The 23,862-nt window shown below is 45.4% G+C and carries 19 protein-coding genes; 17 read left to right on the top strand and 2 right to left on the bottom strand.

Features of this window, described 5'->3' with window-relative positions:
- The first annotated feature begins 55 nt into the window (after positions 1–55).
- The 16 genes from MKY16_RS18470 (at position 56) to crcB (MKY16_RS18395) (ending at position 21,075) form a co-directional block, all read left to right on the top strand.
- Positions 56–2,233, top strand: a complete 2,178-nt coding sequence (locus MKY16_RS18470) for a RelA/SpoT family protein (protein WP_340956558.1) — start codon at positions 56–58, stop codon at positions 2,231–2,233.
- 139 nt (positions 2,234–2,372) lie between these two features.
- A complete protein-coding gene (dtd, locus tag MKY16_RS18465) occupies positions 2,373–2,819 on the top strand; it encodes a D-aminoacyl-tRNA deacylase (RefSeq protein WP_013372633.1) in 447 nt (148 codons plus the stop codon).
- Between the two features lie 117 nt (positions 2,820–2,936).
- Entirely contained in the window at positions 2,937–3,098 is a 162-nt protein-coding gene (locus MKY16_RS18460; RefSeq protein ID WP_340956555.1) for a hypothetical protein, read from the top strand.
- A gap of 230 nt (positions 3,099–3,328) precedes the next feature.
- The gene (locus MKY16_RS18455; protein WP_340956554.1) at positions 3,329–3,835 is read left to right on the top strand and encodes a type 1 glutamine amidotransferase domain-containing protein; all 507 of its coding nucleotides are present in this window, start codon (positions 3,329–3,331) and stop codon (positions 3,833–3,835) included.
- A gap of 59 nt (positions 3,836–3,894) precedes the next feature.
- Positions 3,895–4,365, top strand: coding sequence for a hypothetical protein (locus tag MKY16_RS18450; protein WP_069012463.1), 471 nt, complete (start codon positions 3,895–3,897; stop codon positions 4,363–4,365).
- A 392-nt stretch (positions 4,366–4,757) separates the two neighbouring features.
- Positions 4,758–7,115 carry a PEP/pyruvate-binding domain-containing protein gene (locus MKY16_RS18445; protein WP_029514825.1) on the top strand — a complete coding sequence of 786 codons (2,358 nt, stop codon included), beginning with the start codon at positions 4,758–4,760 and terminating at the stop codon, positions 7,113–7,115.
- 294 nt (positions 7,116–7,409) lie between these two features.
- Entirely contained in the window at positions 7,410–8,009 is a 600-nt protein-coding gene (locus MKY16_RS18440) for an acyl-CoA-like ligand-binding transcription factor (protein ID WP_029514826.1), read from the top strand.
- Between the two features lie 782 nt (positions 8,010–8,791).
- Positions 8,792–10,036 carry a histidine--tRNA ligase gene (gene hisS, locus MKY16_RS18435; protein ID WP_069012464.1) on the top strand — a complete coding sequence of 415 codons (1,245 nt, stop codon included), beginning with the start codon at positions 8,792–8,794 and terminating at the stop codon, positions 10,034–10,036.
- An 85-nt stretch (positions 10,037–10,121) separates the two neighbouring features.
- Positions 10,122–11,900 carry an aspartate--tRNA ligase gene (gene aspS / locus MKY16_RS18430; RefSeq protein ID WP_029515739.1) on the top strand — a complete coding sequence of 593 codons (1,779 nt, stop codon included), beginning with the start codon at positions 10,122–10,124 and terminating at the stop codon, positions 11,898–11,900.
- Between the two features lie 152 nt (positions 11,901–12,052).
- On the top strand, positions 12,053–12,802 hold the full coding sequence (locus tag MKY16_RS18425; protein WP_029515738.1) for a tRNA threonylcarbamoyladenosine dehydratase: 750 nt from the start codon (positions 12,053–12,055) through the stop codon (positions 12,800–12,802).
- A 174-nt stretch (positions 12,803–12,976) separates the two neighbouring features.
- Complete coding sequence (locus tag MKY16_RS18420; RefSeq protein ID WP_340956551.1) at positions 12,977–14,275, top strand: NCS2 family permease; 1,299 nt, start codon at positions 12,977–12,979, stop codon at positions 14,273–14,275.
- A gap of 97 nt (positions 14,276–14,372) precedes the next feature.
- Entirely contained in the window at positions 14,373–16,190 is a 1,818-nt protein-coding gene (locus MKY16_RS18415; RefSeq protein WP_029515736.1) for an ABC transporter ATP-binding protein, read from the top strand.
- Positions 16,191–16,425: 235 nt separating this feature from the next.
- Positions 16,426–18,567 (top strand): HelD family protein, encoded by a 2,142-nt coding sequence (locus MKY16_RS18410; protein WP_318627539.1) that lies wholly within the window; start codon positions 16,426–16,428, stop codon positions 18,565–18,567.
- A 357-nt stretch (positions 18,568–18,924) separates the two neighbouring features.
- Positions 18,925–20,235, top strand: coding sequence for a replication-associated recombination protein A (locus MKY16_RS18405; protein ID WP_029515734.1), 1,311 nt, complete (start codon positions 18,925–18,927; stop codon positions 20,233–20,235).
- A gap of 85 nt (positions 20,236–20,320) precedes the next feature.
- The gene (gene crcB / locus MKY16_RS18400) at positions 20,321–20,722 is read left to right on the top strand and encodes a fluoride efflux transporter CrcB (protein WP_029515733.1); all 402 of its coding nucleotides are present in this window, start codon (positions 20,321–20,323) and stop codon (positions 20,720–20,722) included.
- Positions 20,719–21,075 carry a fluoride efflux transporter CrcB gene (crcB, locus tag MKY16_RS18395; RefSeq protein WP_029515732.1) on the top strand — a complete coding sequence of 119 codons (357 nt, stop codon included), beginning with the start codon at positions 20,719–20,721 and terminating at the stop codon, positions 21,073–21,075. Before crcB (MKY16_RS18400) ends, crcB (MKY16_RS18395) begins: the two co-directional genes overlap by 4 nt.
- Positions 21,076–21,189: 114 nt before the next feature.
- Here the strand turns inward: crcB (MKY16_RS18395) and MKY16_RS18390 are convergent, their stop codons facing one another.
- Complete coding sequence (locus MKY16_RS18390) at positions 21,190–22,020, bottom strand: PPK2 family polyphosphate kinase (RefSeq protein ID WP_165149671.1); 831 nt, start codon at positions 22,018–22,020, stop codon at positions 21,190–21,192.
- Between the two features lie 99 nt (positions 22,021–22,119).
- Here MKY16_RS18390 and MKY16_RS18385 point away from each other — a divergent pair, with 99 nt between their 5' ends.
- The gene (locus MKY16_RS18385) at positions 22,120–22,584 is read left to right on the top strand and encodes a DinB family protein (RefSeq protein WP_069012468.1); all 465 of its coding nucleotides are present in this window, start codon (positions 22,120–22,122) and stop codon (positions 22,582–22,584) included.
- Between the two features lie 90 nt (positions 22,585–22,674).
- On the opposite strand, the gene mnmA is transcribed toward MKY16_RS18385, so the two are convergent.
- The gene (gene mnmA / locus MKY16_RS18380; RefSeq protein ID WP_340956550.1) at positions 22,675–23,796 is read right to left on the bottom strand and encodes a tRNA 2-thiouridine(34) synthase MnmA; all 1,122 of its coding nucleotides are present in this window, start codon (positions 23,794–23,796) and stop codon (positions 22,675–22,677) included.
- Between the last annotated feature and the right edge of the window lie 66 nt (positions 23,797–23,862).

The raw sequence follows: 23,862 nt of genomic DNA, 5'->3' as shown, positions 1-23,862 counted from the left end.
GCGACATTGATCGGCGGGTTCCATTTTGCATAGAAAGGACACGGAATAGAGCAGAATGGGGATAGAGCAATTACTTAAAAAGGCCGGGGCCTATACCAGAGAAGCAGATCTTATCCGCATCAGGGACGCCTATGATTTTGCCGAACAGGCCCATTCCGGCCAGACTCGTAAGTCCGGTGAACCTTATATTCTGCATCCGCTTGCGGTTGCTGATATCGTCGTTAATATGCAGATGGATACCATCTCCATTATCGCCGCTCTTTTACATGACGTTGTGGAGGATACGACGGTGTCTTTGGCGCAGATTCGCGAGCATTTTGGCGATACATGTGCGATGCTTGTCGATGGTCTGACGAAACTGGAGCGTATCCAGTTCCGTTCCAAGGAAGAACAACAGAACGAAAATTATCGAAAAATGTTTATTGCTATGGCGCAGGACATTCGTGTCATTGTCATTAAGTTAGCAGATCGTCTGCACAACATGCGTACCTTGAAATATCAGTCAGAGGAAAGCCAGCGTCGGATTGCTTATGAAACGTTAGAGATTTTCTGTCCGGTTGCAAACCGACTGGGTATTTCAGCCATTAAGTGGGAAATGGAAGATATTGCTCTGCGCTATCTGAATCCTCAGCAGTATTATCGCATTGCTAATTTGATGCATAAGAAGCGGGCAGAGCGGGAGCAGTTTATTGATAATGTCATACAGCGTATCAGAGAAAAGCTGGAAGAGATGGGCATTCAGGCTGATCTGTCCGGACGCCCTAAACATATTTACAGTGTGTTTAAAAAAATGACGACGAAGAACAAGCAGTTCAATGAAATATATGATTTGCTGGCGATTCGAATTATTGTGGATAACATTAAAGACTGTTACGCCACACTGGGGATTATCCATACGTTGTGGAAGCCGATGCCGGGGCGGTTTAAGGATTATATCGCTATGCCTAAGGCCAATATGTATCAGTCCCTTCATACGACAGTAGTAGGTCCTAACGGGGAGCCTACCGAGGTGCAAATTCGCACAGTGGATATGCACCGTACCGCTGAATTCGGGATTGCGGCCCATTGGGCCTATAAAGAAGGCAACGGAGCAAACAACGCTAACTTTGAGGATAAAATCACCTTTTTTCGAGAAATCCTGGAGCTGCAAAATGAAGCGAAGGATGCGTCGGAATTTGTGGAATCGCTCAAAATGGACTTTTTCTCAGACCTTGTGTTTGTGTTTACTCCTAAGGGAGAGGTCATTGAGTTGCCAGCCGGATCCGTTCCGCTGGACTTTGCTTTCCGTATTCATACCGAAGTTGGCAATCGAACGATTGGCTCTAAGGTAAATGGAAGAATCGTACCTTTGGATTATCGGCTTAAAACTGGGGATATTGTCGAAATTATGACGTCCAAACATTCTTATGGACCTAGTCAGGACTGGCTCAAAATTGCTCAGTCCTCTCACGCGCGCAGTAAAATCAAACAATGGTTCAAGAAAGAAAAGCGTGAGGAGAATGTTGAAAAAGGCCGTGAAAATCTGGAACGTGAGCTAAGAAAACGCGATATCGAGCCATCGGTGTGGATGAGCGACGACAAGCTTCAGGAAGTGGCGCAGAAGTTCTCTTTTAACGATTCCGAAGATATGCTGTCTGCGATTGGTTTTGGTGGTATAACCGCAGCGCAGGTCTGTACACGTTTGACAGAGAAGCTGCGTAAGGAACAAGAAGAGGCACGGTTGATCGAATTGACGACCGAGGTCAAGGAGTACAAGCCGCAGGGCGAACGGAAAAAAACACCGACCAACGGTGTCAGCGTCAGAGGCGTCGATAATTTACTCGTTCGTTTTGCACGATGTTGTAATCCCGTACCGGGAGATGACATCATTGGCTATGTAACACGTGGACGCGGCGTATCCGTTCACCGGACGGATTGCCCGAATATTCCTTCGGGTACGGGCGAAGACCAGGCGCGTGTGATTGAAGTGGAGTGGGAAGAAGCAGCGGAAGTCAATTACAGTGTCGATATTGAGATTACGGGGCATGATCGCAACGGTTTGCTGAATGAAGTGCTTCAGGCCATTTCTGAGAACAAAACCAGCTTCTCGGCCGTTACAGGTCGTACAGATAAAAATAAAATGGCGATGATTCACATCACGATTCTCATTCGCAACACGGATCATTTGCATTCTGTTGTCGAACGGATTAAACGGGTGAAGGATGTATACACCGTGCATCGGATTATGCAATAACCTTATGAAGCGTACAGATAGGTTTATAGCCTTTGTAACATATCTTGGGTAGAAAGGGACCCATAGGCTGCTAAAAGAGCCGTAGTACGGCTGTGAGCACCTTTTAAAAGGGAAGGTTAAAGGAGATATCGGATAGTCGATGAAGATCATTATTCAGCGCTGTAAAGACGCTCAGGTAACGGTGAATCAAAAGGTGGTCGGCAAGATTGGAACCGGATTAATGCTGCTGGTTGGTATTGGTCAGGGAGATACGGCAGCCGATGCCGTTTATTTGGCGGATAAAACAGCGGGATTACGTATATTTGAGGATGCTGAAGGTAAAATGAATGACAGCGTTTTGGATGTCGGTGGAGCTATTTTGTCTGTCTCTCAATTTACGTTGTATGGTGACTGCCGTAAAGGAAGAAGGCCCAATTTTATGGGGGCGGCCAAACCTGAGGAAGCGGAGAAGCTGTATGATTTCTTCAACAGCCAGCTTCGAGCCAAGGGCCTGGAGGTAGAAACGGGAATTTTTGGGGCTATGATGGATGTTTCATTGACGAACTGGGGCCCGGTGACACTGATTTTGGATAGCGAGCGTTCGTAGCTATGCGTTCATGGCTTGACCTGAGTAGAATAAAATAGCTGTTCAGAGGGACCCTAATGTCATCCCGATTGGTGTTAGCCAAGCGGATAGCCTAAGGGTGACAGGAGAGACGAAGCTATGCGTCAAACCCCAAAAATGGACGGGCATCGAAGCGCTGTGCTGCTTTTTCCCGGTAGTATGCAGGAGGCAATCAGCCTTACTCGTAATGCAGATACGTTATTACAGCATGTTGCAGCAGCCATTGACAAGCCGGGACGCGGTGCTTTGCCGCGCAGATAACATTGGGTTAAATGGGGCGTTATGAGGTGCTACTCGAAAGTAGCATAAAGTGGCCAAAAATAAAATATGTAGCATTGAATTAGTGGAGGAGCCGAAAGGCTCCTTTTTCTTTTCCGCCGCTGCGAATTGTTATAAAAACAGATCAAGCGGGTAATAACAAATCGTGGTAGAAAAACAAACTTAATTTTAAACTTGTATCGAGGATAACCGGAAAGGAGATCTGAACATTCATGAGTAAAATTGCATTTTTATTGGCTGACCAATTTGAAGATTCCGAAATGAAGGTACCTTATGATGAATTAAAAAAGGCTGGACATGAGGCGGATATTATTGGGCTAAAACAAGGTGAGGAAGTGAGCGGTAAGCAAGGCAAAGCAAGCTACACCATTGAAAAAGCCATTGCAGATGTGAAATCAAGTGATTATGATGCAGTTGTTATTCCTGGTGGATCATCTCCGGAAAATCTACGTTTGGATGCAAATGTTCTGAAATTTGTAACTGAAATTAATGAGTCCAAAAAAACGATTGGCGCTATCTGTCACGGGCCACAAATTTTGGCGAGTGCCGATTTGTTACAAGGTCGGACGATTACAGCTTATCCTCCATTGAAAGATGACTTGATTAATGCGGGTGCTCATTTTGAGGATCGAGAGGCGGTTGTGGACGGTAACTTTATTACGTCTCGGACCCCTAAGGATGAGCCCGCTTTTGTGCGTGAGTTGTTAAAGGCATTGTAATTTCCGTGAATGCTTCCTAGATTTATGCCAGTACAATTCCCTAACGAGGAGGATTTGATATGGCTAAACAGATTCAGGCTTATTTTCGCACAGAAGATGAAGCTGAGGGCGCTAGAGCTTCGCTTCAGGCTTATAGAACTGAACATTTGGAAGTAGGTGCTCTGGATGAGACGCTCGGTCGGGAGACGAGGGTTTTAATTCCGTTGGTCCCTTATAACAATACTGGCTCTGTGAGCACAGGAGGCTCAGCGGGTGCGGCAATCCCTGCGGCGGGTGCTTATGGCGAGAATATTTTACCAGATGTGAAGGATGGCCAGATTAACTCTGGCTCAGCCCAAAGGGATCTGGATGAAGATCGGAGCGGAACAACGAATCATGACGGAGGGTTGCTCCGTGCAACAGATGTGTATATTAACGGTGATCAAGATGAATTACGGTATGTATTATCTGCAAAGGTGAATGATGCCGATTATGATGAGGTCATTTATAAGCTGCGTTCCAATCGTGGATATGTATCGCAGTTGGATTAAAGTTGAGAGCACGGCACAAGATTGTCGATACTTGAGAATTTAGCTACAAAAGAGTGACTGTAATACAATTGTAATATTCGAAACATCATTCCTTAATATTAGCAGTTTATAATAACAGCATGACCCCCTTTTGATATATCTTTTTGAGCCTGCGGACCGTTTCCGCAGGCTATTTTCTTTTTTAGGACTTATTTGTACAGTAAGTTGCTATGAGGCTAACGATACAGGATACAAAAAAAGTGAAAGATTATTTAATTTGACACTGACTGTCTTTTTGTATAAAGTGTAAAAAGATACTAAGTCCCGAAATAATAAAAATATAAACAATAAATATACCCATTTCCAATTACGGGACCGAAATATTACAACTGAAAAAGTTAGGAAGTGTCAAAATGGGTAATGAAATAGAATGGTTTGCAGAGATAACTCCTGAGCTGCGGAAATGGACCGGAGGCAAAGGAGGGATGCTTGCTAGGATGCTTCAAGCTGGTTATCCGATTCCTAATGGTTTTATTGTTTTTCCACAGGCCTTTCAAGGGGAAAAACTTAAGGAAAAGACATGGAAAGAAATGATCAGGTATTTGGAAAAGCTTCGTAAGGATTACCCTAATGTCTCATTTGCAGTAAGGTCTTCAGCCTTGAGCGAGGATTCAGCCTTAGCTTCTTTTGCAGGAGAGTTTGAAAGTGTCTTAGAAGTACAAACAAACGAGGACGTTCTGAAAGCCTTGTATGTGGTTCACCATTCTCAATACAGTGAGAGGGTGCGGGCATACAGTGCAGTTAAGGGTTTTGAAGAAGCACACCAAATGGCGATTGTAGTCCAAATCATGGTTCCTTCTGAAATCTCGGGTGTTCTTTTTACAGCAGACCCTATTACGGGCAATCGTTCAGTAATGTCTGGAAATTTTGTGTTCGGGTTAGGGGAGCAACTGGTATCTGGTAAAGGAAATGCTCGTGTTTTCTCCTTATTTAAACCCTCAGGTCGATATAAAGGGCCAAAAGAATTACTTCCTTATATCAAAAAGCTATATTGGTATGCTTCCCGTCTGGAAAAAGCGATGGGAGAACCACAGGATATTGAATGGGCCATTGCCAATGGCCAACTCTTTTTTTTACAAGCACGACCTGTTACTACTTTAAGCCCTGGAAATATGGATACATTTGAATGGAATGATTCTTTATCAGGTGATTTTCTTTGGACGAATACTAATGTAGGTGAATCCATTTCAGATGTTGTTACTCCCTTAAGCTGGTCTATTATTCGTGCTTTGGACGAAGAACATAATGTGATTCCTGGCCATTATTTAATGTCTGGTAATATCTGTGGAAGAGTATACTCCAATGTGAGTGTACCATTGTCCGTTTTTTTTGCATTTGGGTGGAATAAAAAGTCAATATTAAAAAAAATGAGCAATGTTTTTGGGGAAATTCCAGATGAAATCCAAATTCCTATATATCCGTTTTCTAGGAAAGAGCTTATTAAAATAATGCTCCCCAAGATGCTGTATGCTTTTAAACAGACCCGAAAAGCGATGAAATTATTACCACAGCACATAAAAGAAACAGCGGCCTGGTGCACTCAAACGGAAGAGTTAATTGGCAATGTCCAGTCCAAGGAAGAATTGATTACATTATGGCGTGAGCAGCTTTGGCCTAAAAATATTGAAGCGATGTGGATTGCACTGGAAGGACCTAGTAGCAAGATGCAAAATTTTGTTCGATTGAAGGAAAAGTTGGAGAAATGGCTTGGACGTGATGATGCTAGTGTACTTCTATCTAATCTGAGCGGAAGTACAGGTTTGGCCAGCTTGGGACCTGTTGTTGGTATATCTTCAGTCGTGAAAGGTGAAATGAGTCAGGAGGATTATCTATTGGAATATGGTCATCGAGGCCCACATGAGTTTGAGCTATCGATACCTGATCCAAGAGAAGAACCGAGTTGGCTGGAAAAGCAAATCCAAGAAACAAAGAAATCTGGAATAAATGTTGACGATTTATTGTATAAACAACGTGAACAAAATGAAGTGGTTTGGAGAAGATTGGAGCAGCGTTTTCCATACAAGATAAATAAGTTGAAACGTGTCATAGCAAAAATTTCTGAAGGACCGCATTTAAGGGAAGCTGTTCGTTCGGAATGGACGCGTGTCTTCAGATTAAATCGCTCTTTCGCGCTGAAAGCAGGCGAGTTGATTGGCATAGGAGAAGATGTATTTTTTTTATATGTGGATGAGATATTGGGCTGGCTTGCAGGAGGAAGTGTTATTGAGGAGAGAATCTCGACCAGAAAAGTGAACTATTTAAAATATAAGCAACTGCCTGCGTTCCCCTCGATTATACGTGGGCGATTTGAACCTTTACAATGGATGGAGGATCCCAATCGCAGAGTAGATTATTATGATCCATATATACCATTAGATAGCTCTATCCATTCTGAAATCATTGAAGGAGTTGCTGGAGCGGCAGGTAGAATTGAGGGGACTGTACGTGTACTGAGGAATCCTGAGGATGGACACCAGCTCCTTCCTGGTGAAATACTGGTGACCTCGACAACGAATGTAGGCTGGACTCCACTTTTTCCAAAAGCAGCTGCGATTGTAACAGATATAGGAGCACCACTCTCTCATGCTGCAATTGTAGCCAGAGAGCTAGGCATTCCAGCTGTTGTAGGATGTGGAAATGCTACTACAAGAATGAAAACCGGCGACAGGGTTATTGTTGATGGTGGGCAGGGAATTGTACTAACGAGGTGAGGAGATAAATTTTTTGAATTTCTCAATAGAACCAACCTGATTCAACCTATCAGCTTCTGTACGCCGCATATTCGCCTATAAAAGCTGAAATTGGAGTGGTTTCAAGTTTTGATGTATTGCTTTACAGTCAGGAATAATACAATCCTGGGTATCGTGAAGTACAAAGGATCATGATAAACTGAGTGTAAACGCAAAATCGGGCAATAGTGTGCATGTGGTCAAAAATATATGCTGAAGCAAATTGCTCGATGAGGAGTGAAACTTGAATGAGCAATCTATTGAGGAGTGAAACAAATGTCACTTGAACACCAGCAAAATCTTGGGCTGAGGGAGCGAAAAAAAGCAAAAACCATTGCATCGATTCAAATGCATGCGTTACGCCTATTCAGCGAACTGGGATATAACGAAACTACTGTGGAACAGATTGCAGAAGCAGCGGAGATTTCACCAAGCACCTTTTTTCGCTATTTTTCGAGCAAGGAGGATGTGATTGTTACAGATAACTATGATCCCCTGCTTATATCTGCATTTGAAGAACAGCCAGCTCATTTAACTCCACTTCAAGCTGTGCGTAATGCTATGTTAGCAACCATGTCTGACATGTCCGGCGACGAAATGTCCACTACACGTGAGCGTAACCAACTCGTGATGTCAGTACCGGAACTCCGGGCTGCAACCTTGAATAATTTGACTGATACAATGCATATGATTGCTGAGATGGTTTCCAAACGGGTGGGACGAGATCCTGGAGACTTGCAGATTCGAACTTTTGCAGGCGCCGTCATAGGTGTTAACATATCTGTTATGTTGCATTATGCGGAAAATCCAACTGAAAATTTTTCCGAATTATTATCTGAAGCATTAAACCTCTTGGAGACTGGCCTTCCACTATAAACAATCGCTGAAATCCAATTTTATTATATTAAAGAAACGAGTTGTAATCTGAATTAAATAAATGGAAAACATAAAAGTGAAATATGTAGATACGTAAATTCTCCCATCCTTCGTCAAAGCATGCGATAGTTCCCAAACACAGACTGTTAGGAAAAACCAGGGATACATTACATCACTAAAAGCAGTTTAGGCTTTTTAAGTCAGGCTGTTTTTTTGTATTTTGTGAGGTGTCTGCCTACCTAGCGAACATCGGAAACTCTTCGTGTCCATGTGTGACAATGATACAAAGTTGCAGAGAAGCTATAGAATGTCTTGACTTTGTCGAAGCGGTTCATTAAAATCATAAAATAATGAAAAATGATTTGATGACGGGACCAAGTACTCCGAACCCACAAGCGCAGAGAGGAATTTCCAGGCTGTAAAAATTCCCTTGATGAACGGATGAATGACCTCCCCGAGAACAGGCGGCGAACAATTGAGGAAACCCTACTGAAAGTACATTGTAATTGTGCCGACAGTGGATGGTCCTGCATAATAGCCGTACTGCGCGTTACGGGCGTTATACGTATGAGCGGAGTCAGTATATTGCTGACGGGCAATGAGTGATTTTATGCTGGTTGTCTGGACAAACTCCGGAATGTGGGTGGTACCACGGGTGATTTGTAAACGACAATCCCTCGTCCCTGTTAATGTTAACAGGACGAGGGATTTTTTGTTTTATATTGAAAGTGGAGCAAGAAGAAAGAGCACAATATGAAATACAACGATGGGGGGATACGTTAATGGCCTTTCAAAAACCGACGGGAACACAGGATTTGCTGCCGGGCAGTGTAGAAAAATGGCAAGTGGTCGAGGAAAAAGCCCGTGAGATTAGCCGCCGCTTTAATTATCGAGAGATTCGTACACCAATGTTCGAACAAACGAATTTGTTCGTTCGAGGTGTGGGTGAAACGACGGATGTAGTGGAAAAGGAAATGTATACTTTTGAGGATAAAGGGAAGCGCAGCATGACTTTGCGTCCGGAAGGAACAGCAGGGGTTGTCCGCTCCTATGTGGAGAACAAACTATACGGGGAGCCGGATGTAACTAAGCTGTATTATATCGGTCCGATGTTCCGTTATGAGCGTCCACAGGCTGGGCGTCAGCGCCAGTTTCACCAATTTGGAATTGAGGCATTTGGGGCGGTCGATCCGGCACTGGATGCAGAAGTTATTGCTTTCGGGTATCAATTCTGCCGTGAACTGGGTCTGAAAGGAGTACAGGTGGAGATTAACTCCGTCGGTAATGCAGCCAGTCGCGCAGCTTATCGGCAGCATCTGGTGGACTTCTTGATGCCAATTAAGGATACGTTGACCAAGGAGAGCCAAGCACGCATTGAGCGTAATCCGCTGCGAGTGCTGGATAGCAAAGATGACCAGGACAAATTTGGAGGTGCACCTTCGATTTTGGATAGCTTGGACGAGGAATCTCGCACACATTTTGAGAAAGTGAAGCAAAATTTGGATGCCATGGGTGTGGAATATACAGTTAACCCGCGTTTGGTACGGGGGTTGGATTATTATACGTTGACAGCGTTCGAATTCAAAGCTGAAGGAATTGGTGCCATAGACACGATCGGTGGAGGCGGCCGCTACAACGGATTGGTTGGAGATCTGGGCGGACCGGATCAGCCAGGGATTGGTTTTGGTATTGGACTGGAGCGAATCCAGCTGATTTTGGAGCATCAAGGTGTCAAACTGAACGAATCCAAGCCGTTAGATATCTATATGGTGGCGTTGGGTGAGGCGGCAGAAACGGAAGTAACCAAACAACTATTCAAATTGCGTCAAGCTGGATTTTCCGCAGAACGAGATTATCTGGGTCGTAAAATGAAGGCGCAGATGAAATCAGCCGATCGCTTTAAAGCAAGGTATACTGCGATTCTGGGTGAAGATGAGCTGGTTCAAGGTGAAATTGCACTGAAAAACATGGAAACGGGCGAGCAGCGCACTGTTAAGCTGGATCAGCTGGTGGAAGAACTAGGATAAAGAAGATGTGTAACATCAGTCAGGGGGAGTCTCCCTCTGGCTGTCATATAGCATTAACTACTAAACATAAACAGGAGTGTGTATTATGAAAAGGAGTCATCAATGCGGCGCATTGACTCATGCGCATATCGGAGAAACAGTTACATTGAACGGTTGGGTACAAACCCGTCGTGATTTGGGGGGCGTACTTTTTATAGACCTGCGTGACCGTAGCGGAATTGTACAAATCGTATTTAATCCGGCATATTCCGGTGACGCACTGCAAATTGCGGACCGTGTTCGTAGTGAGTATGTGCTTGAGGTTACTGGTACCATTGTCAAACGGGATGCAGAAACGATTAACCCGAACCTGCCTACAGGTGAAATTGAAGTGCGTGTCACTGAAATCGAAGTATTGAATGCATCCAAAACACCTCCGTTCTTCATTGAAGATGGCGTGGAAGTAGACGAGTCACTGCGTTTGAAATACCGTTATCTGGACTTGCGTCGTCCGGAAATGCATCAGACCTTGAAGCTGCGTTCCAAAGCAGCAAAAGTATTCCGTGATTTCCTGGACGGTGAGGATTTCATTGAGGTGGAAACACCGATTTTGACAAAAAGTTCCCCAGAGGGCGCCCGTGATTATCTGGTACCTAGCCGGGTACATGAAGGTGAGTTTTTCGCCTTGCCGCAATCTCCACAACTGTACAAGCAATTGCTGATGGTTGGTGGCGTGGAGCGCTACTACCAAATTGCACGTTGTTTCCGTGATGAAGATTTGCGTGCTGACCGTCAGCCTGAATTTACGCAGGTCGACATTGAGACCTCCTTCATGCAACAGGATGATTTGCTGCCTATGATGGAGCGTCTTATGGTGAAATTGTTCAAAGAAACCGTTGGAGTAGAACTGGAAACACCGTTCCAACGAATTACACATGCAGAAGCAATGGATAAATACGGATCAGACAAGCCTGACCTACGTTTTGGTCTGGAGTTGATTAATGTCAATGATATCGTGGCAACCAGTGGTGTGAAAGTATTTGCTTCCGTAATTGAAAAGGGCGGGGAAGTTAAAGTTCTCAATGCCAAAGGATGTGGCACGTGGAGCCGTAAGGACATTGATGACCTGGGTCCTTTTGCAGCACGTTATGGAGCAAAGGGCTTGGCTTGGATCCAAGTGAAAGAAGGCGAATTCAAGGGGCCTATCGTTAAATTCTTCACACCGGAAGAAATCGAAGCCTTGAAAGAGCGTACGGGAGCTGAAGAAGGCGATCTGTTACTCTTCTCTGCGGATAATAAAAAAGTAGTTGCTGATGTATTGGGCGCACTTCGTCTGAAAATTGGCCGTCATTTGGGCCTCATCGACGATAACAAATTCAAATTTGCCTGGGTCGTAGACTTCCCGCTTCTGGGCTATGATGAAGAACAAAAACGTTATGTAGCGGAGCACCATCCGTTCACTCGTCCGAAGGAAGAAGACCTGGCCCTCTTGGACACAGATCCAGGTCAAGTTCGTGCTCAGGCCTACGATATCGTGCTGAACGGCTACGAAGTGGGTGGTGGCTCGATGCGTATTTTCAAGCGTGAAGTTCAGGAGAAAATGTTCAAAGCGCTCAACCTGCCGCCTGAGGAAGTGAAGGATAAATTCGGTTACCTGCTGGATGCATTTGAATATGGTACGCCTCCACATGGTGGTATTGCCTTCGGTTTTGACCGTCTTGTGATGCTGCTTGCAGGTCGTACAAACCTGCGTGAAACCATTGCATTCCCGAAAACAGCTAGCGCGACAGACCTGCTTATGGATGCACCAAGCGAAGTGGATCAAGCTCAATTGGAACAGCTTCACATCCGTCTTGCCCCGAAACCTGTTACTCCTAAAGCTTAAGATGAACGTTTGTCTTTGCAAGTGCACCGAGTGGCTTGTGGATAGATTATAGAATGCCGTGAACCCGTTACCCTTTTATGGATAATGGGTTCGTGGTTTGTATGCTGGAGTTCAAGTATAGAGTTTAAATCAGTGAGGGAGGATATACCATATTGTTGCATCAATTTTCACGAACGGAACTGGCTATCGGAACTGAAGGTCTTGAGGTTATGAAAAATAGCACGGTGGCCGTGCTGGGTATCGGCGGTGTCGGTTCGATTGCAGTGGAAGCACTGGCGCGCACAGGTGTTGGACGTATCATTTTGATTGATAAAGATGTTGTAGATATCACCAATATTAATCGCCAAATACATGCGTTGACAACGACGGTAGGTCAAAAAAAGGCGGATCTGATGGTAGAGCGTGTGAAGCTGATTAATCCTGAATGTGAAGCGATTGCACTGAACATGTTTTATACGGAAGAAACGTATGAGGAGTTATTTAAGTACGAACTGGATTATGTGCTGGATGCTTCAGATACGATTATTTACAAAATTCATTTGATTAAGGAATGCCTGAAACGGGGGATTCCGCTGATCTCCAGTATGGGCGCTGCGAATAAAATGGATCCAAGTCGTTTTCAAGTAGCGGATATTTCCCAAACCAGAATGGACCCGATTGCCCGTGTCATCCGCACCAAGTTGCGTAAGGAAGGCATTACCAAAGGCGTCAAGGTTGTATTCTCCGATGAGGAACCAAAGAAGCCACGTGAAGAAATTACAAAAAAAATTGTACCTGCCAACGCACCTGAAATCCGGAAAGCGAAGCAGCCGCCTGCAAGCAATGCATTTGTACCTCCGGTAGCAGGACTGATCATGGTTAGTGTAGCCGTGAAGGATTTATTAGAACACGCTGGTGTGTAAGTTGTAAAAATAGCATGGCAGTGCATTCGTAGATTTACAGCAGTATGTATTCACTTTAAGACCTGTAGTTCTGTGCATCACATCCTTTGTGTCACAGTTGCTACAGCTCTTTTTTGTTTTGAAAAAGTGCAGCTTACTGTAAACAGATTGAACAACTTGCTGGAGGGTTTTGGTATGAAGGATGGACTATGGTCCAGAAGTCTCGGTTACAAGCCCGAGCATCATTGGAAAAAGGAATTAGCCGCTGGGGCCATTTCTTATTTTTCCGTGGTATACATTGTTATGGTTAATGCGACTATTTTGTCAGATGCCGGGATTCCCCTCCAAGGGGCGATGCTCGGGACACTGCTGACATCGATGATCGGCTGTCTACTGATGGCTTTTGGTGGGAAATCTCCAATGGTCGTTGTACCAGGGATGGGAATTAATGCCTTTTTCACTTATACGCTGGTACATTCCATGAAGCTGAGCTGGCAGGAAGCGTTGATGGTAGTTGCCGTCACAGGGGTGATATTCGCCATTGTGGCCTTTACATCATTGTACAAGCTGATTAGCCAAGCGATTCCCCATAATTTGCAGCACGGAATTACGGTAGGCATTGGTTTGTTTTTAACCTTTATCGGTTTGCAAAAAAGCGGCATCGTGATTGCTCATCAGACGACTTTTGTGGCTATTGGCCATTTTAATGATCCCAAGGTAATTACGGCTTGTGTAACGTTGCTGCTCGCTATTTTATTGTTTGTGCGTAACGTTCAGGGAGGTTTACTAATTAGTATTTTGGCGGGAACTGGGCTTGCTTATATACTGGGAGCTGTAGAGCCTACAAGCACGGTACGAACCTCTGAAACGGTGCGACAGTATGGGCAATTGTTTGGAGAGCTTTCCTTTTCAGGCATTGTCTCGGTAGCTTTCTGGATCGCTGTCTTTTTGCTCCTACTCATTGTGCTATTCGAGAATATTGGTATGATTACTGCACAAACCAACATGATTGGTAGACCGGATTTATTTAAAAACAGCTTGCGTGTGTTGGCTGTAACCAATATCTTTGCCGGTATTTTGGGCAGCAGTCCGGCGGTAGCCGCTGCGGAATCGACGGCTGGTATTGCAGCAGGGGGACGCTCGGGAATGACACCGCTGGTAACTGCTATTTTATTCGGGGCGACGTTTTTCTTTATTCCACTGTTGGCTTATATTCCTGATAGTGCCATTGCACCCGTGTTGATCATCATTGGGGGGCTAATGGTGCAAAATGTGCGAGAGATGGATTTCAGTGATTTTACTGAAGCGTTTCCTGCATTTCTGATCATGGTGATGATGCCCTTTACTTATAGTATTGTAGACGGAATGGCATTTGGTTTTATTGCATACCCCGTAGCCAAGCTGGCAGCAGGACGGGGCAAGGAAGTACCTATCGCATTATATATCATATCTGTACTGTTTGTGGCAAATTTTGTGCTTCATTCTCTGGTGTAGTAAACTCGAAGATAGATTGTACTGTTCATACCCGCGCAGAGCGCGGGTGTTGTTGTTTGAACAAGAATGGTCAGACAGGAAGCGAGGTTGATGGTATATGGAAAAAGAACATCATATACACCAAGAAGAGCAGGAGGACCGGATGAAGGAAAAGCCGGGTAAAAGACCGGATAAGGCTGGCATGGGGCGGTTTATCAAATTGATTGCGAGTGCGCATCCGCCCAAAGCCATTCTGATCATCGCCCTGATTCTGACCCTGATTCAGACCATGGCTGGTTTAATCGTACCCATGATGACTAAAGGGTTGATTGATGGCTTGACCTTTTCTTCACTAAACCGTATGGTCATTGTTGGTCTGCTTGGCGCTTTTGTGATTCAAGCGGTGGCTTCGGCAGTTTCTATCTATATGTTGAACTATGCTGGGCATAAGATTGTGGCTAATTTGCGCAAACGCTTATGGCATAAAATCTTATCTCTACCTATACCTTACTTTGATAGAAATCGGTCAGGAGATACGATGAGTCGCGTCACTAATGATACAAGCCTGATTATGAACTTAATTACGGAGTATCTAGTCAATTTGATTTCTAATGTGATTGCAATTATTGGTGGTATTGCATTGTTATTTTATCTGGATTGGGTGATGACGCTCATTATTATGGCTATTGTTCCGCTAACAGCTCTAATTTTATTTCCGGTAGGCAGAAAAATGTACCGCATCTCCAAAAAACAGCAGGATGAGATGGCAGATCTGACCTCAGTGTTAAGTCAGGTTATCGGCGAAATCAGACTGGTGAAGGCCTACGGAACCGAAAGCAGAGAGGCTCAGGCTGGTGAGGATCGTATTTACCGGATGTTTCGCTTCGGTTTGCAAGAGTCACGTATCCTGGCCCTTGTAGGTCCAATTTCTACCTTCTTGTTGACTGCAGTACTGGTCATTATATTGGGGGTTGGTGGTGTTCGCGTTGCATCGGGTGTGCTGACCGCGGGGGATTTGGTGGCATTTATTTTGCTGCTATTTCAGGTGATCACACCGATGGCACAATTCACGACTCTGTATTCACGTCTGCAAAAGGTGGTTGGGGCTACTGAACGGATTCAGACGATTTTAGATCATGAAGAGGAACCGCTCGAGTTGAAGCAGGAAGCGGCAAAAGAGAGCAGAGATATTATACTTCGTGATGTTGTCTTTTCCTATACCGAAGGTGAAGAGGTTCTTCATAATGCAAACTTGGTCATTCCGGCTAACCGGACGACAGCATTCGTGGGTCCGAGCGGGAGTGGGAAATCCACCTTATTTTCATTGCTAGAGCGCTTTTATGTGCCAGATACAGGGGAAATTCGTTATGGAGACGAACCGATATCGTCATATACACTTTCCTCCTGGCGCTCCAAAATTGGTTATGTATCGCAGGAAAGCTCAATGATGACCGGAACGGTCAGAGATAACATTACATATGGCTTGGGGCGCGAAGCTGACTTGGAAGAAGTGAGACGAGCAGCTACGATGGCGTATGCGGATACATTTATTATGGATCTACCTCAAGGCTACAACACTGAGGTGGGAGAACGGGGAATGAAGCTGTCCGGAGGCCAGCGTCAACGGATCGCTATTGCGCGTGCGCTTCTTCGTAGCCCTGACATCCTCATGCTGGATGAGGCTACATCTAGTCTGGATAGCTCATCTGAGCATGAGGTACAGAAGGCCCTAGCGAACTTGATGGAAGGACGCACGACGATTGTCATTGCTCATCGTTTGTCTACGGTGGTTCACTCCGACCAGATTATCGTGTTGGACAAGGGCAAGGTGACCGGTGCAGGAACTCATACAGAGTTATTAGAGTCCCATCAGGTGTACCGTGAGCTGGCTCAAAAGCAGTTTGTGGAGATGGGGGAGAGAAGTATGGAGTATTAGAGGCCGCTTCGCGTGTGACTTGATCCTCCGATCGCTCCGCTTCTTCGGATTCAAATCACCCGCTTCGCTGGTGCCGAAAAGCTCCATACTTTTGTGAAAGAGTAGGGAAATAGGGGGATTAGAAATAAGGTTGGATTTTTATGGTTAAATGTGTTACGCTTACTTTCCTTTTTTTGTGTCGGAGCAAGTGGATGATGCAGAAATCGAGACTTGATATTCTTAGGAGGTAACTGAAATGGAGAATGAGTTTCAAAGTGCCTATCAAGAAGAACAGCACAGGCTGTCGCTTGCTATGGAGGAAATTGATCGGAGATTGGAACGGCTTCGCAATACGCCAGTATACACTGGGCATGATTTTACAGAGCAAGTGCTGGAATCTGCACGGGAGGAAAAACGTCAGGCTTTGGCTAAAAGCTCGCAGGAGCCTTATTTTGGGCGTATGGATTTTGACGAGCGTGGCAGAGGGCAGCGGAAGCCGCTTTATATCGGTAAAATTGGAGTAGAGCGTGAAGAAACGTCAGCGTATCCGCTGGTGATTGATTGGCGTGCACCGATTGCCAGCTTATTTTATTCGTTTACAGGTGGTGAAGAAACCGCGTCCTATGAAGCTCCTGAGGGAACTATTGAGGGTTTGGTCTATCTGAAGCGCAACGTTGTCATTCGGAAAAGAATTCTGGAACGGGTAGCCGATACGTATAATCGTGAAAGCGACGAGCCGGCCGTTTCCGATGAGTTTCTCGTTTATCGTTTGGGTGAAAACAAGGATAACCGTTTACGGGATATCGTATCTACCATTCAGGCGGAGCAGGATCAGATCATCCGCGCGGCTAAAAATACTGCCCTCGTTATTCAGGGGGTAGCGGGTAGTGGCAAGACGACGGTAGCGCTGCATCGTCTCGCATTTTTACTGTATCAATACAAGGATCAGGTATCAGCGGACAAAATGGTCATTTTCGCACCAAACCATATGTTTCTCGACTATATTTCAGATGTACTTCCTGAGCTGGGGGTCGGAGATATTCAGCAAAGTACATTTGCAGACTGGGCGCTGGACTTGTTGGGTTTGGATTTACCTTTGGCTGATCCTGCCGAAACATTATCTTATTGGTTTGAGAGTGGCAGTCTGAGAGAGGAATCCATGGATGAGGCGCCGGGAAGATTCAAGGGTTCAGTTCACTTTATGGAGTTACTTCAAGCTTTTGTTGAACGACTGGAGCCCATTTCCGTTCCCGAGGAGGATTTTTCACCATGGGATGGAGCGATGCTGCCGCGAGCTGAGATTTTGAATTGGTTTAATGAGGAGTATAAGCCTTATCCGCTCGCGAAGCGGAAGGAGCGTGTGCTGGCAAGAGTGCACCGCTGGATTGAAATGGAGCTGAAAAAGTCGCCTTCGGCGGCAGCACTCAAGGAACGCAAAAAAAAGGCAGGGGCACGGGAAAAGGCATATGCTAAAAAATGGCCACAATACGACGCACTGACGCTCTACAAGCAGCTTTTTCAAGCAGCTAAAGGGTTACCCGCAGATACGGCTGCAGAGATGAAGGCTTCTCTGCCGACTGCTATTTTTAAGGCTACACAGTCGGATCTGCGAAAACAGATTATCCGTGAAGAAGATCTGACTGCGTTAGTGTATCTCCACGTGCTGATTCATGAGGTAGAATCATCTCAACGTTTTGACCATGTGGTCATTGATGAAGCGCAGGATTTTTCACCTTTTCATATCGCATTGCTGGATTTGTTCGTCAAAGGACATTCCTTTACTATACTGGGCGATTTATCGCAGGGCATTCATGAATACCGTGGCGTACATGCATGGGAGGAAATGAGTTCTCTTTTTGCACCGGAACATACCGGGTATTTTGCGCTTACGCGGAGCTATAGATCAACCTTGGAAATTATAGAATTTGCAAACACGATTTTGGAGCAGGGAGTTCGCGGCGGTATTACGGCAGTTCCAGTATTTCGTAGTGGCGATCCGGTGCGCACTATATCTTACGACTCATCGGTGCGTGAGCAGAGTTTGCTCACCGCTCTAAAAGAGCTGTCCTCCAGGGAGTATCGTACTGTATCTGTGCTGACACGTACCTTAAAAGAGGCTGTGGAACTGCATGAGGTTTTCACAAGTGCGGGGATGGATGTGAATTTGATTGACGGTGGTAAAAAGCAATATGAGGGCGGTTTGTCGGTACTGCCTGTGTACCTATCCAAAGGTCTGGAGTTCGATGCAGTTATTGTGGCGGATGCCGACCATGAGCATTATGGAGAACGGGCATGGGATGCCAAGCTGCTGTATGTAGGATGTACCCGTGCGCTGCATGAGTTGTGGCTATTGCATGATGGCTCACTTCCTAGTTACGTACAGGCACAGACGAAGTAAACAGAAAAAGCGTTGTAAAGTACCGCCTGAGTTGTTGTATTCCTTTTTGTTTACTGTTTATCTTAGTGATGGAAATTATGAAATCATGCCAGTCGAAGAACAGCCACGAAATCATCTTTCGTCTAAGGCTGTTCTTTCTTTTTTATGGGCGACTGACTTGAAGACCTACAGCTGTGCCATGACCATGCTATCTGCAACTTGTTAACGGATATGGTAGAATAAGAGTCGGTTTACACCGTATCAGAATTATAGATGACTTGAATTTTCATGTTTTTCAACCGTATGAGCGAGCCTAATATAGTATGTTTTCAAAGATAAAAGAAAGTGTTCGTTCATAATCATAAGGAAGTGAAAGAAATGGACTTATTTTCATATTCCCAAGAGTCAACGCCAAGCAATCGGTTGCTTGCGGATCGCTTGCGTCCGACTTCACTGGATGAATATATTGGACAGGAGCATGTTGTGGGTCCAGGTAAGCTGCTGCGAAGAGCCATAGAGGCAGATCAGGTTTCTTCAATTTTGTTGTACGGACCACCGGGATGCGGCAAAACAACGCTGGCACATATCATCTCGCAACACACGCAAGGCGATTTTGTACGTCTGAATGCTGTAGAAGCATCTGTGAAAGACGTAAGAGAAGTCATTGACCTTGCACAGACGAATAAATCGATGTATGGCAAAAAAACCATTCTGTTTCTCGATGAGGTACATCGTTTTAACAGTTCACGTCAGGATGCACTGCTGCCCGCGGTGGAAAAGGGCACGATCGTGTTTATTGGCGCCACGACTGAAAATCCCTTTCACTACGTCAACGGCGCTTTGATGAGCCGTTCTACGTTGTTCCAGCTTGAAGCGTTAACGCAGGAACATTCGCTGGCTGCTATGCGCCGCGCCTTAAGCGATGCGGACAAAGGGCTTGGCTACATGCAGCTCCAGGTCGATGAAGCTGCACTGGCTCACATCGCTTCCATGGCGAACGGCGATATCCGCCGCGCTTTAAACGCGCTGGAACTGGCGGCGCTCACAACGCCTCCGCTGGCAGACGGCACGATTCACGTGACACTGGAAGTCGCTGAGGAATCCATTCGCCGCCCGATTGTCAAAGCAGATGAATCCACGCAGTATGATGTGTTGTCGGCCTTCCACAAAAGCATTCGCGGCTCCAGCGATGCCGCGCTGTTCTGGTTCCTGTACGCCGTAGAAAAACTCGGTATGGACCCGATGACCTTTATCCGCCGCCTCATCGCGGCAAGCAGCGAGGACATTGGTCTGGCGAACCCGCAGGCAATGGTGCAAGCGGTGAGTGCGCTTGAAGCCTATCGCAATAACGGCTGGCCCGAGGCCAAGCTGAACATTGCACAGGCTATTTTGTTCGCTGTGGAAAGCCCCAAATCGAATGCTGTATATACGGCGATTTCACGGGCCATGTTGGCTATGGACGATATCAAATCGGCTGAGGTGCCACTCCATTTGCGTGACGCACACTACAAAGGCTCGGAAAAGCTCGGTCATGTAGGCTACCAATATCCACATAATTATCCGAATCATTATGTGAAGCAGCAATATTTGCCCGATGCGATAGCAGACCAAACCTTCTATCAGGCTACTGAGCAGGGGAATGAGTCAAAAATCAGGCAAAACCAGCGCTGGCGGGATTCACAGTCTTAATATATGTGCGACTTAATATACAGAGTGTGTACGATATCGTCACGTTACGCCATGATCGTGCAAGTGCGAAGAAGGGGATAAAAAAATGAAAGACATGTTATTCGTTGCCGCGGGCGGAGCGCTTGGAACCTCTACCCGTTATGGCCTGCAATCGCTGCTGCCTGCGGCGGGTGCGGATTTTCCACTTGGTGTGCTGCTAATTAATTGGATCGGCTGCCTGTTTCTTGGTTGGTTCTTTACGGTAACCTTGCGATCATGGCGGATCAAGCCGCGATTGCGACTTGCCATCGGAACAGGCTTTACAGGGGGCTTTACCACCTTTTCCACTTTTGCAGTGGATGCTGTACGCCTCACAGTTCACGATCGTATGCTGACGGCTGTGTTGTACCTCCTGCTAAGCGTTGGCGGAGGGCTATTTTTGACATGGACAGGTATCCGTCTAGGTACAAAAATGACGCAGGCTGCTCCGAAGGAGGAACGCTTATGATCTGGTGGGCGGCGGCAGGCGGGATTATGGGTACACTGGCGAGATACGGGCTTGGTATGTGGGCCGGCAAGAGGTTGGGTACCGTATTCCCGTGGGGGACGTGGATCATTAACGTCAGCGGTTCATTGCTGCTAGGCTGGCTCTATGGTGAGTTTACGCAACACCAGTTGTCTCCTGCACTCTGGATGCTGTTAGGAACAGGTTTTTGTGGCAGCTACACCACCTTTTCCACATTCGGCTATGAATCTCTTCAACTGATGGAGCGCAAAGAATACCGACGCATGGCTACGTATGTACTTTCCTCTGTCGTGGTAGGAGTTGTAGCTGCGGCTATCGGGTACAGAGTCAGTTAAGCTTTATACATTTTCGAAATAACACGTAAAAATGCAATAAAAAGCTTCCAATCCCGACTCAAGGCATTCTCAGCCGTGATACGGTTTTGGAAGCTTAGTGCTGTACCTATACAGCTATTTTTTATCTCGTTCTTTGTACAATTCAGGTAAAAGGGATTCGAGTTCAGGTCTTGGATCAGGATCAGACAACTTCATTTCCTCCAGCGTTTGGACGGCAATCCGCAGCACAGTATAATCCCTATACCAACGGTTGTCTGAAGGAACGACATACCAAGGAGCTTGTTTGGTTGCGCTTAGCTCTAATACATCCTCATAATACTGGGTATATTGCTTCCAAAATTTCCGTTCCTGCAAATCACTTGGATCGAGTTTCCAGTTTTTGTGAGGCTTTTCAATTCGGTCGATCAGCTTTTCTAACTGAAATTGCTTTGAAATATGTAAAAAGATTTTAACCACCTTTACACCATTATCCAGCAACAACTGTTCAAAATGCTTGATATGCTTAATATTCCGTTTGGCCTGCTTATCGGATATCTGTCCGTGAACACGTGTAATTAGCACATCCTCATAATAAGAACGGTTAAATGCTGCAATATATCCACGTCCTGGGGTAACGCTATGAGCACGCCACAAGAAATCATGACTTAATTCCTCAGCCGTAGGCGATTTGAAGCTGTGGACCGTCACCCCCGCCGGATTCAGATTAGAAAATACCTGTTTGATGACGCCATCTTTGCCGCTGCAATCCATGCCCTGAAATATAAACAAAACGGATTGTTTTTTCTCTGTAAATAATTTGCTTTGTAATTCCGTGAAGCGTTCCTTCAATTGATCTGTTTCCTGTCGGATTTCTTCTTTATTTTTGATATTATTTGTATCCTTAGGGTCCCATTCTTTCAAAGAAACTTTTTTACCTGGTGTCAGCATTCCTAATGAATCAGACATAAAGGCACGCTCCTTTTCAATTGAAGTATGATCTTGTTTACATCATATACCCAAATGAGGATGTTATCAAAAGTTACTTACCTTAAAGGAGGAATTCAATTGGCGACGATAGCTGAGATTTCTGAAGATTTAGAAAAATGGACTGTATTTCTTACAGCTTTATCTCCATACTCAGATGAGCTACTTCGTAAACCCATAGTGGGTACATGGTCAATACAAGATATGATCAGTCATATTATGGGGTGGGACAAAAGCTTCACTAAGACACTCATACAGATTATCAATGAGGAACAAATTACGCTCCAAGAACATCCTGATGTACAAGCGTTTAACGATTCGTCCGTTGCATTCGGCAGAAATATGAAACCACATGATTTGTTAAATGAAGCTATTGCAGAGCGTAGGCGAATGATTGTGAAGCTCAAGATGGTTTCAGAATCAATGTTTATCCGTCAATTTCCTAATAGCTCATACACCATGGGAAATTTTTTGCAAGAAATGTTTGTCCAGCATGACAGACATCATAAAGAGCAGATTATGAATTCTTTACAAGCCATGAACTAAAATAAACTTTCATAAAAAAAAGTCGCCCCTTCCAAATCTGGAGAGACGACTTTTTTAATTCCTGCTATATCAATGCAAAATGGCTTTCATTTAAACCGTTTCAGGCTGAAGTTTTTCAACCTTATCAATGGTTCCTCCACCCAGACAGCGTTCCCCTTCGTAAAATACAACAGCTTGTCCAGGCGTAATGGCCTTTTGATGTACATCGAATATGACATGCACGGTCCCATCCGCAAGCCATTGTAAAGTTACTTGCTGATCAGGTTGGCGATAACGGAATTTGGCTGTGCAACGGAATTCGCCGGTCGGGCGAGTATCTGCGCCTTCAATCCAGTTCACATCTGTTGCAATCAGGCTGGTAGAATACAGGCTGTGGTGACGATCACCCTGTACCACATACAGAATATTCTTCTCCAGATCCTTATCCGCTACGAACCACGGTTCGCCTGAACCTGAGCCGCCAATGCCCAAGCCTTGACGTTGACCCAGTGTATAGTACATCAGACCATCGTGGCGTCCTTTGACTTCACCAGTAGCGATATCCACCATGTCTCCACCTTTTGCAGGTAGATATCCACTCAGAAACTCCTTGAAATTACGCTCGCCGATAAAACATACGCCTGTGCTGTCTTTCTTCTTGGCCGTATACAGTCCCGCAGCTTCCGCAATTTTACGCACTTCTGGTTTCGGCAGATGACCGATAGGGAACATGGTTCGGGATAGCTGCTTTTGGCTTAACGCATTCAGGAAATAAGTTTGATCCTTGTTGCTGTCCACGCCTCGCAGCAAAGTAAAGTGGCCGTCTTCTTCCACAACCCGTGCATAATGTCCAGTAGCAACATAATCTGCTCCCAAATCCAGCGCTTTATTTAGAAACTCGCCGAATTTAATTTCACGGTTACACATGACATCCGGGTTGGGTGTGCGTCCAGCTTTATATTCATCAAGAAAATAAGAGAATACTTTATCGAAGTATTCTTTTTCAAAATTGACGGTATAGTAAGGAATGTCGATCTGTTCGCAGACACGGCGCACATCCTCCGCATCCTCCTCAGCCGTACAACGGCCAAATTCATCCGTGTCATCCCAGTTTTTCATGAAGATGCCGATTACGTCATAGCCCTGCTCCTTCAGCAGCAGCGCAGTAACGGATGAGTCGACGCCACCGGACATCCCGACGACGACACGGGTTTCATGATTGGCTTTAGCCATGGTCATCACCCAATTCTTTCAATATAGTTGTAGAACCCACCTATTGTAACATAAACGATAATAAGA

Source organism: Paenibacillus sp. FSL L8-0641 (assembly GCF_038006265.1).
GTDB lineage: Bacteria > Bacillota > Bacilli > Paenibacillales > Paenibacillaceae > Paenibacillus > Paenibacillus polymyxa_D.
Note: the sequence above shows the minus strand (reverse complement) of the source record. Positions and strands in the feature narration are given on the sequence as shown.